Genomic DNA, 16074 nt, shown 5'->3' with positions numbered 1-16074 from the left:
CCGAATTTTGAATAATAACGATAAATATATACGGCAATGAAAAGAACATTTCAACCTTCAAACAGAAAGAGAAAAAACAAACATGGCTTCCGCTCGAGAATGGCTACCGCTAACGGCCGCAGAGTATTAGCCAGTCGTCGTGCTAAAGGCAGAAAAAAATTAACTGTATCTGACGAATACAACGGATAAGATATATTTTCCAAAATATACTTATATATATGGAAGCAGGGGTTCGATTATCGAGCCCCTGCTTCCATATATATAAGTATCATACCTTTTCTATCTTCGACAACTCTACATACCATATATATCCGGAAACATGATTATATCCCATCTTCTCCGCCAACGAGACATACTGCCTCACCTGCCTACGATACGAGTCCCGCTCAACTATACCGAATTTATAATCGATGACCGAAACTTCATCTCCCTCTATAACCACCCGGTCAGGACGATAAAAGATACCCTCGGACTGTAATATTTCGGCCTCATTAAGCACTTGGATTCCCGGAGCGAACCATCTGCTAACTTCCGGAGATGAAATCCATTTCCGAATATCCCCTTCTACTTCGGCAGCTTCTTCCCGTGTCAGTTGTCCGGAAAAAATATAAGGCTTCAATGCCTGAGACAAATCTTCAGGATAATGAATCGTACTCAATATCTCGTGCATCAAAGTACCATATCGGCGTTCTTCCCGGTCGCCAAAATACCCTTTCCCTTGCAACCGTAACCTCAAACGATTTTTAAAATCTATAGACGAATACTCAGGCATAGCTATTTCTTCGACCGCAGACGGATGCTCCGAAACCGTATGCGTTGCCTTCCCAAATTCAAAGACGCAAGTGTCCGGATTATAAAATGACCTTAAATCTACAAATTCCCGTCCGGTCCCATCTGAAAAAGAATTGGATATACAATAATAAAGCAACGACGACACAGAAGATATCGTATTCCCGCTTTTCGGTTTGGGGGCTATCAATACCAACTCTTCCTTAGCCCGGGTAAAAGCAACGTATGCCAAGTTGAGATTATCAATATACGAGTGCATCTCTTCATTAAAATAATCATAGGCATAAATCGTTTTTTCAAGACGGGAGCTATATCTTACCGGTACCAAAGGCAAGCGGTCAAAAGGAGCACTTCGGGGCCGGCACCACAAAATATTGGCATGTTGAGAATCATTATTATCGAGGCTCCAATCACAAAATGGCATAATCACAGCTTTAAATTCCAGGCCTTTAGACTGATGTATAGTCATAATACGTATCGCATCCTGCGAATCGGGAGTCGAAATCGTTTTACTCTTACCCTTCTCATCCCACCACTGTAAAAAGGAAGCCAAATCGGCCGAATGCTTATCGATATAAGAAAGCACTACATCCTGAAAAGCCTGGACATAAACCTCATCGCTCTTATTCACCGGAGGGAAATACTCGATTATCTTCTCGCACATCTCAAAAAGGGGACGAGTTCTCAAATCCTCAAACAGGCTCTCTATCCGGGCAAAAAAGGTCAAATTATTCACATCTTCCCGCAAAGAAAAATAGGTACTCAAAGCATCCGAGGGAGCCTGATGCTCATGAAAAATTTCATACTCATATACTGCTTGCGTACGATTTATCTCAGAATCCGGATTTTGCAAATAATTTAAAATACTTATAATCAACTTGATTACAGGAGCATTTCCCAGATACAAAGCCTCGTCCGAAATAATATCGAATCGATAACGGCTATCCGTATTCTGAGCCTTATATGACAATAATTTATCGGCAATGAGCCGCCCGTCCTTCTTATACCTCACAAGAAAAGCAATATCCTTCAGTCTAAGCCCCTGGTCTTGCAACCGCTTCAATACATCGGGAATATCCTCCAATGCCCTTTCTCTCCAAGGGATTTCGTCTGTCGTATCTTTAAAAAATATGGAAACATGCCCCATATAGTCTTTGTTTTTCGGAGGGACATGTTGATACGTATCAGAATATGCATCGACGATTTTATTCTTGAAATCCTTGACCTCATCATCCGATACAGGTGCATCGGCCATATGGTCATTCAAAATATCCTGCAATACTCGTGACGACATCTGAAAGACAACATTATTAAAAGCTATTACCTGAGATGAACTTCTCCAATTGGTATCCAGTACATTATCCGCCATTTGCCCTGCTCCAAAGGATTGTTTCAAACGGTCATGCAATAATTTCCAATCCGAATTGCGCCATCGATAAATGCTCTGCTTGACATCTCCCACAATAAGACTATTCTTACCCCGGTCAAGGCTGTCTTTGAACAAAGGAGAAAAATTGGCCCATTGCATATTCGAAGTATCTTGAAACTCATCTATCATCAGATTATCTATCCGAGTACCTATCTTCTCATATACAAACGGCGTATCGCTACCGTCAATGACACGATTCAGCAATTCGGTCGTATCCGACAACAGCAACAAATTATGTTCCTGCTCATAGGCTCTCACATTCCGGTCGATATCACTCAAAATGCCTAATGTATAAAAATATCGCGAGGTCTCTACTACCGACAGATAACGAGGATACAACCCAAAACATTTCAAAGCCTTTTCTATACAATCGTTAAGCCCCCCGTTGTAAGCTTCTTCTATACGAGCGCGTATTTCCGGAGCTGTTGTTTTCGTATACCATTGTGCAATATCACCCGCCAACTTAGTAAAAGTCACCGTAGGCTCCTTTATTATACCCGACGCCCATTTTTCAAAATGAGAAAATGGAGAATTTTTCCCACCCTTGAAATCGGCCGCCTGCAATTGAAAGTGAGACAATAACCGTAGCCCCTCTTCTCCCAGTTCCTGCAAAAAACTTTCGAACATATTCCGTATCTTGGAAAGTTCCGAGATATACTCTTTCAGCACCTTTTTATCCGCAGTCAGGGCCAACAGTTCTCGGCTATATGTCTTATAAGTCTCCTTAAATATCTCCCCGGAAAGAGCCTCAATATCCTTGCGTATATTCCAGCTCTCGGCATTCTCCACTTTTTCCTCAGAAAATTTCAACAACCAACTCAACAATTCTTTGCTCGAAGAGTCTTCCAGTTCAAACAACATCCGGTCTACCGCTTCAGACAATACACGAGAATTATCAATCTCCAGATTATATCCGCCCTGTAACCCTATCTCCCGAGTGAAGGCCCGAGTAGTCTGCTGAAAAAAACGGTCGATTGTATCAATACTGAAAGATGAAAAATCATGGAGCAAGGAAAACAATATCTCCTTTGCCTTGCCTTGTAAATCCGGTTCATTAAAACCGGTAAAAGAGGTCAACTCCTTAAAATAGTCCGAATTCCTGACACCATGTGCCAGTACAAACAATTCTTGTATGATACGCCGCTTCATCTCTCCGGTCGCTTTGTTGGTAAAAGTCACCGCAAGAATATGACGATATGCATCTCTCTCTTTTGCAGAAAAAAGCAATTTTAGATACTCTAAAGTAAGCCTGTACGTCTTACCCGACCCTGCCGACGCTCTATATACTGTTAACACGAAATATTACTATTTTTCAAATGATGCGAGCCTTATAATTCTCACCCAACAACACATCCCTGACTTTTGCCCTAAAATCGCCCTGTATCAAAATCTCTCCATCTTTTGCCGAACCTCCTACTCCACATTTGGTTTTCAACAATTTCGCCAGAGACTTCAAATCATCTTCCGTACCTATAAAACCGGTTATCAATGTCACCGATTTTCCATTCCGGTTACGCTTGTCAAGTTGTATTTTCAATTGCTGCTTATCCGGCGGAAGAGTCTCTGTTTCCTCTTCGTTACCAGATTCATAATGAAAATCCGGATTTGTAGAATACACAATATTCAACCTGTCTTTCCAATCATTTTTTTTAGCCATCATCTCAATATTTAACTCCGATTATCCCTTAAGTCCTCGATATTCAGTATATTTGCGTCCAAATTTAATACAGATAAAGAAGGTTACCAAACAAAACCTTCAGATTAAAAAAAATTATTACTTTTGTAATAATGCAGAAAAATACGCATTTATGGCTAACGAAAACACTAAAATAAATATTAAATTGCCCGAACCTTCACTTCGTCGTTTGCCGTGGTATCTGGCATACGTCAAGTTACTGAAAGACAAAGGAGAAGAATATGTCTCTTCTACTCAGATTGCCAAGGATATAAACGTAGATGCATCACAAATTGCCAAGGATTTGTCTTTTATAAATATCTCGGGAAAAACACGAGTTGGCTATGAAGTAAATTCTCTGGTAGAAGTGTTGGAAAATTTTCTCGGATTTACCAATGTTCACAAAGCTTTTATATTCGGAGTAGGAAGTTTAGGTGCTGCATTGTTACAAGACTCCGGATTAGCACAATACGGGATGAATGTAGTAGCCGGATTCGATGTCAAAAAAGAACTTGCCGGAACTATGATAAATGGAATACCGGTATACCACATTTCCGAGTTCGAACAAAAACAAAAAGAATTGGGCGCAAACATAGGTATATTGACTGTACCGGTAGAACGGGCCCAGGAAGCCACAGAAAACATGATTGCCGGAGGAATAAAAGCAATCTGGAATTTTACCCCGTTCAGAATTCGGGTTCCCAAACATATCGTTGTCCAGAATACATCTATTTATGCACATTTGGCTGTTATGTTCAATCGGTTAAATAATCTAAAAAAATAACACCATTCCCTATCAACCTTTCAGAAAAGAAAAATAAATGAAGATTATTGCTGTCGGATGGAATTATCTCTCTCACAATAAAGAGATGAATCGTACGTTATTACCTAAAGAGCCTGTTATCTTCTTTAAACCGGAGACTGCTCTTTTAAAAGACGGAAAGCCGTTTTTTCTTCCCGACTTTTCGGAAAGAATCGAATATGAAACCGAACTGGTATTCCGGGTTTGCCGGCTGGGGAAAAATATTGCCCCACGATTTGCGCACCGCTATTATGATGCTGTAACCGTAGGTATAGACTTTACAGCACGCGATTTGCAAAGCAAATTACGGCAAAACGGTGAGCCCTGGGAAATATCCAAAGGATTCGATTCTTCTGCTGTAATAGGGAATTTTGTAGAAATAGAAAAACTTGGAGATACATGCCAGTTGCCCTTTTCCCTATCCATAAACGGGAATACCGTCCAACAGGGGAATAGCAAGGACATGATATTCAATATAGATGATATTATTGCATACGTCAGCCGCTTTTATACGTTAAAAATCGGAGATCTCATTTACACAGGAACACCCGATGGTATCGGACCTGTAAAAATAAATGACCACTTGCAAGGGTATCTGAAAGAGGAAAAAGTCCTCGATTTTTATGTAAAATAAAATTTATATACAAAATATGCCATATCATTCTTTTTTAAGAATATTACTTTCGACCATAAGGACTGATTATACGATAGCATTATTGACTGCCATTGTACTAAGCATATTTACCGCTGGTGCGCTAAACGATGGGGACAGATATACTCGTGAATCGGTATTAAACTCGGGTTCTTGGGTACGGGTAAAAGTATATGATAACGGCATATATCAGATTTCATACAGCGATTTGCAACAATGGGGATTTTCCGACCCCACCAAAGTAAAAGTATACGGATATGGAGGAAAAATGCTTGAAGAAGATTTTACTACCCCCTATACCGATGACCTGCCTGAAATTCCAGTATATCATGCCGGTGATAAAATTCTGTTTTATGCACAGGGTATCATTTCATGGTCATACAATACATCCAAAAACATTTTTGTGCACGACCGACACGCTTACTCATCGGCCGGATACTATTTTATCACACAGAATGATAATCCGGCGACCGAACTCCCGACAGACAATACTCCTGATGACAAAAGTTTGAGTGCAACATCGGTATTCGACGACTACGACCTGTATGAAACCGAGTCGGTCAATTTAGGAAAAACCGGAAGAGTTTTTTATGGAGAAGATTTCCGCTATACTACCCAACGGACTTTTTCTTTCGATATTGCAGGTATACCTGAAGACAATAAGACCGTAAGAATGCAAGTCGATTTTGTTGCCAAATCGCCTAATTCCAGCAAGGTGACCATCTCTCATAATGGCAGCAGACTAAATACCTATACTATAAAGGGGATGACCAGCAATAGCGACCTGAGTTATAAAAATGCAGAATTACTTTCTGCCTATGATGTATGGGACAGTGACCTCTCGTCTGTAGATAATATTTCTATCGGTTACGAAGGCAGTGATGTAAGGAATGCAAGGCTCGACTTTATCCGCCTGACCTTTAAGCGTAAACTACAATTATACGGAAGCTCGGTCTTATTCCGTAATATAGAAGCCCAATCAAAAAAAATCAGGTATGCTGTGCAAACAGACAAATCGATACAAATCTGGGACATAACAGACCCTATAAATCCGGTATCGGTTCAGGCCAAATCCCAAAATGGCGTTTATTATTTTACTGCTAAAGAAACAGGATTAAAAGAATATGTAGCGTTTGACCCGAGTGCCTCTTTTCCCTCGGCAGAGTACGTAGAAAACATGGCAAACCAAAATCTGCATGGATGGGAAAAAGCCGATTTGTTTATCCTTGTTCCCCCCGAATTGGTAAGTGAAGCAGAACGTCTGGCACAACACCATATAGAAAAAGATGGATTGACATGCAGAGTAGTATTACCTCAACAAATCTATAACGAGTTCTCTTCCGGCACTCCCGATGCAACAGCTGTACGACGATTCATGAAAATGTTCTATGACAGAGCCGGTGAAGACGAATCGTTAAAACCCCGTTATTTATTGTTGTTCGGAGACGGAACATACGACAACAGACTCATATCAAGTGAGTGGAATAACTATAAAGATAGTTTTATCATCAGCTACCAATCTGTAAGCGGGCTTAGCGAAAGGAGCTCCTATGTCTCTGACGATTATTTCGGGTTTCTGGATGACAATGAAGGCAAAAATCTGCCCAGTGACAAACTGGACATTGGAATCGGTCGTTTTCCCGTTAGGACATTATCAGAAGCCCAAATTGCCGTAGACAAAGTCATTGCTTATGCCAATAGTACCGACTTCGGTGTGTGGAAAAATAACCTATGCTTTGTCGCCGATGACGGAAATTCGTCGCAACATATGAGTACATCCGATAAATTGGCCAACTTAGTCGAAACAAATCATCCTGAATTTTATTGCAATAAAATATATATAGATGCATTCAATAAGGTAACGTCGGCAACGGGTTCAACTTATCCGGACGCTAAAAAGAAAATGTTCAACTTATTAGACGACGGACTGCTCCTTATCAACTATTGCGGTCATGGAAGCACCAAGGGCTGGACGGCAGAAAGAATTCTGGAATTAAATGACATTCAGAAAATGTATTTGAAAAGATTGCCACTCTTTATAACTGCGACCTGCGATTTCAGCCGCTTTGACGACGCTGCATATTCGGGAGGAGAATATCTGTTCTTAAATGCCAAGGGGGGAGCCATCGCTCTGTTTACAACCACAAGGGTTGTCGAAACGTACGGAAATGAGCTGATGAACATGGGACTCATTTCCCATCTTTTCGACCGGGACGAAAACGGAAACCGATTACGTTTGGGAGACGTCATGAAATTAGCCAAAAGGAGTATTTCGGGAAGTGATGACAACAAACTGAATTTTGTATTATTGGGAGACCCGGCTCTACATCTAACCTACCCGGAACACAAGTTAATCGTAACCGAAATCAATGGAATCCCCGTCGAAAACTCTTCCGCTTCAGACATACAGCTCAAGGCCCGAGCCATGGTTACAGTCAAGGGTGAAGTCAGGAGCTCTGAGAAGAATGGGAGTGGAACGAAACTGACCGACTACAACGGTATCATATATCCCCGACTATATGATTCACAGACGACAGTAACTACCAACGGTAACGGAACCGACGGAAATGATAAGACCGGAGAACCTTTTACCTTCAAAGAACGGACCAACCTATTGTATACGGCCAAAGATTCTATCAAAAACGGAGAATTTTCTTTTCAGTTCAAAATGCCTAAAGAGTTAAATTACTCCCTTGAATCCGGATATCTCAATCTATACGCAGGTTCTCTCCTGAATGGGGAAGCATTCGGGGCAAGCACGAATTTTATCATTGGAGGAATGGATAATACTGTGCCCGAAGATAATGAAGGTCCTGTCATCCATTCGATGTATCTTAACACTTCAGGGTTCAAAGATGGAGATCTCGTAAATGAAAATCCTGTCTTTTTCGCTGAAATAGAAGACCCGTCAGGCATCAACCTTTCCGGTATCGGTCTAGGACACGATATGACGATAAATATCGATAATTCGGTATATACCGAATATGTTCTCAACGACTACTTCGACCCTCAATCCGGGACATACGGAAAAGGAACCGTGATGTATGAAATTCCGGAATTGGAAGATGGATACCACACCCTTACATTTAAAGTATGGGATACTGAAGGCAACTCCTCAGAAAAAACAATAACATTCTCGACCCAAAAAGGAATAAAACCGAATATTTTCGATTTATGTGTCAACAAAAATCCGGTCAGCGATGTCGCTCGGTTCTATATCGAACACGACCGGCCTAATACGAACATGAGTATCGCCATATCTATTTATAATCTGTTTGGAGAGCAGGTCTGGACCTATAAAGATGAAGGAAAGTCCGATATGTGGACTTCTCCGGTAATAGAATGGAATCTGACAGACCTTGCCGGCCGGCGGGTTACTCCAGGCATATACGTCTATAAAGCGATAATTTCTACAGACAATGAACATGAAGCCACCAAAGCAAAAAAAATAATTGTATTGGGGCAATAAACTAATTAAAAAGCTGTTTTATTTATACGACCAATTATAAAAATTGTCATTAATAGCCCGTTTAGAAGTGAAAAAGATGAAACAAATTCAAAGACTGACCATTTTTATTCTGATAGCCACAATGGGTATGTTTACTTCGATACATGCCCAAAACAATAAAAATACTTCAAAAAATGAATTCAACCCCATTACGACCGGGGTCATGTCTTTAGGCATTAACCCGGATGCTCGAGGTGGAGGTATGGGAGATTTGGGTGTCGCTACCGACCCGGATGTCAACTCCCAATACTGGAACCCGGCAAAATATGCCTTTGCATATAGCAACGCCGGAGTAGCTCTCTCCTATACCCCTTGGTTACGTAAACTGGTAAATGACATTAATCTGGCATATCTTGCCGGTTACTGGAAATTCGGGAGTCGTGATTTGCAAGCCTTGAGTGCCTCTTTACGCTATTTCTCCTTAGGAGCTATCAACATCACCGATGAAGGAGGAAATACAATCAACTCCATCAATCCGTACGAAATGGCTGTAGACTTGGGATACTCGCGTAAATTATCTCAATCATTCTCAATGGGGGTAGTATTCCGCTTCATTTATTCCGATTTAGGATACAACATGGGAACTGACGGAAGCGCTTCCGATGCGAAAGGCGGGGCTGCCTTTGCTGCCGATATAGCCGGTTATCAAACGTTCTACCCGATTGTAGGTAGAAGCGAATGCCAATGGTCTTGGGGATTCAATATTTCCAACATCGGCTCAAAAGTTTCTTATGACGGAGGGAATTCCAGTGCATTTTTGCCAACCAACTTGAGGCTGGGAACCACATTTCTATTTCCTTTAGCAGATTATAATACCCTCTCCTTAAACCTCGACTTGAACAAACTGTTGGTACCAACAAAACCCAGACAAGAAGACTATGCCGACAAAGAAGCCTATCAAGCAGCAGAAGACAAATACGAAAGCACATCTCCGATAAGCGGTATATTCAAGTCCTTTTCTGACGCCCCGGGCGGATTCAAGGAAGAATTAAGAGAAATCAACTTCTCCATAGGAGCAGAGTATTCTTACAACCAGCAATTTTTTTTACGGGCAGGATATTACAATGAAAACAAATATAAAGGTAACCGAAAATTCTTCACATTCGGTGCAGGTTTCGCTCTTAACGTATTCCGCCTCGATGCCGCTTATGTCGTAGCCGCAGCTCAAAGCAGCCCTCTTGACCAGACATTAAGATTCAGCCTGGCATTCGACATGGATGGAATCAAAGATTTAGTAGGAAGACGAAGAAGATAAAAGAACCTCAACAATTTGACATTTAACATGAAAATACGGACAGGATTCGGATTTGATGTACATAGATTAGTAGAAAACCGGGAACTCTGGCTGGGAGGAATACGTATAGAACATCCGATGGGGCTACTGGGGCATTCCGACGCCGACGTTCTCATTCATGCGTTATGCGATGCTCTATTAGGTGCAGCCAATCTGCGTGACATCGGTTACCACTTTCCCGATACAGCTGGTAAATACAAAAACATCGACAGTAAGATTCTACTGGCCCGGACAATGGAGCTTCTTCGGAACAAGGGATATGAATTGTGCAATGCCGACATGACCATCTGTGCCGAACGTCCGAAACTCAATCCTCACATCCCTCTCATGCAGGAGACCCTGGCCCAAGTAATGAATGTAGATATCGATACTCTCTCTATAAAAGCTACAACAACCGAAAAGTTAGGATTCACAGGAAGAGAAGAAGGTATTTCTGCATATGCAGTCGTTCTAATTACACAACAATAGATACCTGCCCCCTATTCATTCTCGGACAAAACTCACACGCCATAAATTCCCAAGGCAACTGCTCGTCATTAAATTTATATACACAAGCACACACGTCAATATCAGCAACATGTTGATATCTGTATGTTTTTCACCTTTCCAAAACGAACAATTGTTGTTGATAAGACAAAAATAAAGTTTATAATAGATTATAACACAACAATTTAATAAGATATAAACAAGTGTTGACAAATATACATCATCAGCTATTTTTACACATATCATACATGTTTCCCGGCAGGCCCGGTGGTTAATATCCAAGTTATCAACAGGCATAACTTGCTTCCAAATCAAAGTTATCAACAAAAAAGGGGTATATTATAAACATCGGTTGTTTATATCTAAATTCTATTTTCTATGTATATAACTAATAATCAAAGATATAACATTACTAACATCTGTTAATAAAAATTGCAGACGATAATACGACAAATGTTTTAACATAGTTAACACTGCAAGGAGATATTTATTAAAAATTTAATACGGAAATTTTTCTGTAATTAGAATAAATTGTACATTTGCGATGTAAAAAAATTCAAATACAGAATTTAAACATACAAATAAAAAACATTTATTATGTCAAAAGTAACTGTCGTAGGCGCAGGTAACGTAGGTGCTACATGTGCGAATGTATTAGCTTTTAAAGAAGTTGCCGATGAAATTGTTTTGCTGGATATAAAACAAGGTGTATCGGAAGGTAAAGCACTCGATATGATGCAAACCGCAACATTATTAGGATTCGATTCTAAAGTAATCGGTGTAACGAACGATTACGCAAAAACCGAAGGTTCTGATGTTGTAGTCATTACTTCAGGTATCCCCCGTAAACCGGGAATGACTCGTGAAGAATTGATTGGTGTCAATGCCGGTATTGTAAAATCCGTAGCAGAAAATGTATTGGCACACTCACCCAACGCCGTTATTATCTGTGTCAGCAACCCGATGGATACAATGACATATTTGATTAAGAAAGCAACAAATCTCCCTAAAAATCGTATTATCGGTATGGGTGGAGCCTTGGATAGCTCTCGTTTCAAATGCTACTTGAGCCAAGCTCTCAATGCAAACCCCAACGAGGTAGAAGGTGTCGTTATTGGCGGACACGGTGATACTACCATGATTCCGTTGACACGCTTGGCTACTTACAAAGGAGTACCGGTATCTCAATTCCTGGATGCTGATACATTGGCCAAAGTCGCTGCTGATACTATGGTAGGTGGAGCAACCCTGACCGGATTACTCGGCACATCAGCATGGTATGCTCCGGGCGCTGCAGCAGCATTTGTAGTGGAATCGATTATCCACGACCAGAAAAAACTCGTTCCATGTAGTGTATATCTGGAAGGTGAATATGGAGAATCAGACATTTGTATCGGTGTCCCGGTTATCTTAGGCCGCAACGGTTGGGAAAAAGTGGTTGACTTCAAACTCAACGCAGAAGAAAAAGCAGCCTTCGAAAAGAGTGCAGCAGCAGTACACAAAACAAACAGTGTTTTGAAAGAAATAAACGCACTTTAATATCGGACAACCTGTCATTATAAAAGCCCTCGGTTTTACAAAACCGAGGGCTTTACTTTTTTACTCCCATGAATAAACCGGACAAAAAAACGAGGGTAACAAACTAACTACCCTCGTCTAAATATTACAGACTATAACAATACTTATCGTCTTGCATTTACCATAACTTTCTTACCGTTTACAATATAAATACCTTGTGGCAAATCATTAGTGGCCGAAGCAGCTTCAACTTGACGACGTACCAATATTCCCCCAAGTGTATATACATCTACTTTTCCATTGTCTGAAACCTTCACATCTTCAATAGACGAAAATTCACTGCCGAATTGCACTTTTATTACTTGACTAAGAGCCACCATATTTATATCAATATTACAATATAGTTTATCACCCTTAAACTTCCCGGTCATATCGATGGGAACCGGTCCTAAATTCGGGCCCATCCAACTCTCTTCCGGGTCATCACCCTTCTGAATCGTTACACTTTCATTGAAGGTCAATGTCGTAAATCCTTGTGCATCAGTCTCACCCTTAACACCTTCCAAAATAATGCTACCCACCGGCAATTCTATTTCGCCCATAGACAATTTAAAATTTTTCAGAGAGAAAGTATATTCCCCATTTCCTGTTTCGGTTACAGTTACCGTAGTAGACTGAGCAGGGGTACTATCCTCATTTACTTTAACCACCAAATCATCGGTAAATACATAAAATGGATTTCCAAACTGCACCTTTATTACTTGGCCAAGGGTTTCCATATTTATATCAATATCGCAGTATAATTTATCATCCTTAAACTTTCCTGCCATTTTGATGGGAACCTTTCCTAAGCCCGGTCCCATCCAACTCTCGTCTGAGTCATCACCCTTCTGAATCGTTACACTTTCATCGAAGGTCAATCCTGTGACACCCTGTGCATCGGTTTCTCCCTTAACACCTTCCAAAATAATACTACCCACCGGCAATACTATTTCGCCCATAGATAGTTTAAAGTTTTTCAGGGAAAAAGTATATTCCCCATTTCCTGTTTCGGTTACAGTTACCGTAGTAGACTGAGCAGGGGTGCTATCCTCATTTACTTTAACTACCAAGTCATCGGTAAATACATGTTCTTGCGCATCAACGAACATCGTCATCAATGCAGCACATATCAAAAGTAAACATTTCTTCATAATCAATTCGTTTTAATTATTAATCTGATACTGATATTCTCTTTTTTATAAAAAAATATAAGGCAAAGTAATTGCATTCAAAAATCGTGTACAAGGTCTATTTTTAAGATTATATGTTCCAATATTAATATTATAACCTAAAATAAAGCTCTATTGCTCAAAATTTAAATAAAAATATTCTTAAAAATATACGAATTTATCACATAGGATCGACATCATAATACAAAATAACAGACTTAAACCTGTCGTCCTTAAGCATCTCATCCTGCACCTGATGCAACAAATCCTTTACTTTAGGCATAGAAGCCCTGTTTTCTATTTTCAATATTATCTTCCGTATATAGAGAGTTTGTATACGAGCAACAGGAGGATTGTCCGGTCCCAAAATACGCTTTCCGAATACCTGCTTCAGACAGGCAGCGTAAGTACGGGAAAGTGAATTGAGCAATTGTTCATCCCGGTGTTTCAAATAGATATAAATCAGCCTGAAAAAGGGTGGATAAGAAAATTGTTCCCGTTCAGCAATCTGAGTACGATACATCCCCTGATAATCATGATGTATAATCTGATGGATCAATGGGTATTCAGGATGGGCTGTCTGCAATACGACCGTCCCTTTATGATTCTTTCGGCCTGCCCGTCCCGCAACTTGGGCCATCAGCTGAAAAGCCCGCTCATGAGCACGGAAGTCTGGAAAATTCATCATTGTATCTGCACTCAATATTCCTACAACACTGACATTATCAAAATCGAGGCCTTTAGTCACCATTTGAGTACCGATAAGTATCTGCGACTTTCTTTGCTGAAAATCTTCTATAATCTGCTCATAAGCTTTCCGTGTTCGGGTTGTATCCAAATCCATCCGGGCAATCTTATATTCAGGAAAACACTGTTCTGCATCCTCTTCGATACGTTCGGTACCAAACCCCCTTATCTCTATCGAAGTATGCCCACATGCCGGACACTGCCGAGGTATTTCATAAGTATAACCACAATAATGGCAAACCAGCTGATTATATCGTTTATGATAGGTAAGACTCACATCACAATGTTTGCATTTGGGAACCCAAGCACAAAGTTTACATTCTACCATCGGAGCAAATCCCCGCCTGTTTTGAAACAAGATAACCTGCTCTCCCCGTTTTAATGCTTCAGAAGACAGTTTCAATAACAAAGGAGAGAAATTTCCCGGCATTTGACGTTGCCGACGGAGCTCTTGCGTATTGGCAATACGTATCTCCGGTAATTCCATGCCTTCATACCTGGAATTCATCTCTACCAGTCCAAACTTACCTTGCAAAGCATTATAATAACTTTCGATAGAAGGAGTTGCTGTACCCAACAAAACCTTTGCCCCATGCATGGATGCCAGTATAATAGCAGCATTACGGGCATGATAACGAGGTGCCGGGTCTTGCTGCTTATAGGTATTCTCATGCTCTTCATCGACTATTACCAAACCTAAGTCTTTGAATGGTAAAAAAATAGAAGAGCGTACCCCCAATATAATTTTTATTCCTTTATCCAGCAATAAGCTATTCCAGACTTCGACTCGCTCATTATCCGAAAACTTGGAATGGTAAATAGCCAACGATTTGCCAAATACTTTTTGCAAACGTCCTGTAAGCTGAGTAGTCAATGCAATTTCCGGTACCAAATACAAAACTTGGCGGTTTTGCTTCAACACTTCTTGGATGAGATGTATATACACCTCCGTTTTCCCACTGGATGTAACGCCATGTAATAATGTCACATCTTTGTTATGAAAGGTCGAAATAATATCTTCTAACGCTTTCTTTTGGAATTCATTTAGATGATGAGCTTCTTCTGCCGAATCCATCGAAACAATACGGCTGATTTCTTTAGTGTAGGATACCAAAATGCCTTTCGCCAGTAATCCGTTCAGCACCACAGATGTAACATCGGCACGTTTCAACAATTCCTTTTTCGATACTTCCCTTAATTCTCCCCGCTGCATAAAACCTGACATATCGATATATGCCATCAGCAGCTTCAATTGCTTTTTTACCGACGACAGTTGCTCGAATATTCCCCGAAGTTCATCTCTTCGTTCCTTTCCAAAAGACATCTTGATATAAACCTCGGTTTTAGGACGATACTTCGTCTTTACCTGTTCCGAAACAAAAACCGCCTCTTTATCGAGGAGAGTACGTACTATCGGCAATATGTTACGTAACCCACTCTCTTTTTCAAGGTCTTGAACCGAAATTTTTTCATGCCGGCTCAACGTATCCAGCAACGCAGCTTCTCTATCTTTCAGACGATTATCCTCATCTTCTTCATAATCAGGATTAGGAGAAATCAGCGTTTCGCTTTCCAGTTTCAACCCCGAGGGCAAAGCCGCTTTATATACATCCCCTACCGAACACAGATAATACTCTGCAATCCACTCCCAAAATTTCAACTGAGGCCGTCTCAATATCGGGCTCTCATCCAATAATGTCAATATATCCTTCGTCTCATAATCTGCGGGAGCATACGGATGTATATGCACAACAATAGCCGTATAATACTTTTTCCTTCCAAAAGGGACGATGACCCGGCAACCGGGACGCATATCGGACTGTAACTCTTCAGGAATACGATAAGTATAATACTTGCTCAACGGCAAGGGCAATATAACATCTGCAAACTGAAACATAGATAGAATTTAATCACTCAATATAACATAGAACTGCCCAGAAACAAAGCTTTAAAATCCCACATA

Annotated in this window: 11 protein-coding genes; 7 read left to right on the top strand and 4 right to left on the bottom strand. The window is 40.5% G+C overall.

What is annotated here, in order from left to right; genetic code table 11:
• Positions 1-36: 36 nt before the first annotated feature.
• Positions 37-189 carry a 50S ribosomal protein L34 gene (gene rpmH / locus Cop2CBH44_RS12645; protein ID WP_055097481.1) on the top strand — a complete coding sequence of 51 codons (153 nt, stop codon included), beginning with the start codon at positions 37-39 and terminating at the stop codon, positions 187-189.
• Positions 190-268: 79 nt separating this feature from the next.
• On the opposite strand, the gene Cop2CBH44_RS12640 is transcribed toward rpmH, so the two are convergent.
• Together Cop2CBH44_RS12640 and Cop2CBH44_RS12635 are read right to left on the bottom strand one after the other, a co-directional pair.
• Positions 269-3514, bottom strand: coding sequence for a UvrD-helicase domain-containing protein (locus Cop2CBH44_RS12640; RefSeq protein ID WP_200754939.1), 3246 nt, complete (start codon positions 3512-3514; stop codon positions 269-271).
• Between the two features lie 16 nt (positions 3515-3530).
• Positions 3531-3875 carry a translation initiation factor gene (locus tag Cop2CBH44_RS12635; protein WP_021930794.1) on the bottom strand — a complete coding sequence of 115 codons (345 nt, stop codon included), beginning with the start codon at positions 3873-3875 and terminating at the stop codon, positions 3531-3533.
• A gap of 151 nt (positions 3876-4026) precedes the next feature.
• Between Cop2CBH44_RS12635 and Cop2CBH44_RS12630 the strand changes: the two genes are divergently transcribed.
• The 6 genes from Cop2CBH44_RS12630 to Cop2CBH44_RS12605 all read left to right on the top strand — a co-directional run bounded on the left by Cop2CBH44_RS12630 (position 4027) and on the right by Cop2CBH44_RS12605 (position 12174).
• Positions 4027-4677, top strand: a complete 651-nt coding sequence (locus Cop2CBH44_RS12630; protein WP_021930795.1) for a redox-sensing transcriptional repressor Rex — start codon at positions 4027-4029, stop codon at positions 4675-4677.
• A 37-nt stretch (positions 4678-4714) separates the two neighbouring features.
• Positions 4715-5329: a fumarylacetoacetate hydrolase family protein gene (locus Cop2CBH44_RS12625; RefSeq protein WP_021930796.1), complete on the top strand. Its 615-nt coding sequence runs from the start codon at positions 4715-4717 to the stop codon at positions 5327-5329.
• A gap of 16 nt (positions 5330-5345) precedes the next feature.
• Positions 5346-8816, top strand: a complete 3471-nt coding sequence (porU, locus tag Cop2CBH44_RS12620) for a type IX secretion system sortase PorU (protein WP_200754938.1) — start codon at positions 5346-5348, stop codon at positions 8814-8816.
• A gap of 76 nt (positions 8817-8892) precedes the next feature.
• Positions 8893-10110, top strand: coding sequence for a type IX secretion system outer membrane channel protein PorV (porV, locus tag Cop2CBH44_RS12615; RefSeq protein ID WP_021930798.1), 1218 nt, complete (start codon positions 8893-8895; stop codon positions 10108-10110).
• Between the two features lie 27 nt (positions 10111-10137).
• Positions 10138-10617, top strand: a complete 480-nt coding sequence (gene ispF / locus Cop2CBH44_RS12610; protein WP_021930799.1) for a 2-C-methyl-D-erythritol 2,4-cyclodiphosphate synthase — start codon at positions 10138-10140, stop codon at positions 10615-10617.
• A gap of 615 nt (positions 10618-11232) precedes the next feature.
• Positions 11233-12174 carry a malate dehydrogenase gene (locus Cop2CBH44_RS12605; protein ID WP_021930800.1) on the top strand — a complete coding sequence of 314 codons (942 nt, stop codon included), beginning with the start codon at positions 11233-11235 and terminating at the stop codon, positions 12172-12174.
• A gap of 143 nt (positions 12175-12317) precedes the next feature.
• On the opposite strand, the gene Cop2CBH44_RS12600 is transcribed toward Cop2CBH44_RS12605, so the two are convergent.
• A complete protein-coding gene (locus Cop2CBH44_RS12600) occupies positions 12318-13346 on the bottom strand; it encodes a calycin-like domain-containing protein (protein ID WP_200754937.1) in 1029 nt (342 codons plus the stop codon).
• A gap of 199 nt (positions 13347-13545) precedes the next feature.
• Positions 13546-16008: a replication restart helicase PriA gene (gene priA / locus Cop2CBH44_RS12595; protein WP_021930802.1), complete on the bottom strand. Its 2463-nt coding sequence runs from the start codon at positions 16006-16008 to the stop codon at positions 13546-13548.
• Positions 16009-16074: the final 66 nt, after the last annotated feature.

Origin of the sequence: Coprobacter secundus subsp. similis (genome assembly GCF_015097275.1) — a bacterium.
GTDB classification, from domain to species: domain Bacteria; phylum Bacteroidota; class Bacteroidia; order Bacteroidales; family Coprobacteraceae; genus Coprobacter; species Coprobacter secundus.
Note: the sequence above shows the minus strand (reverse complement) of the source record. Positions and strands in the feature narration are given on the sequence as shown.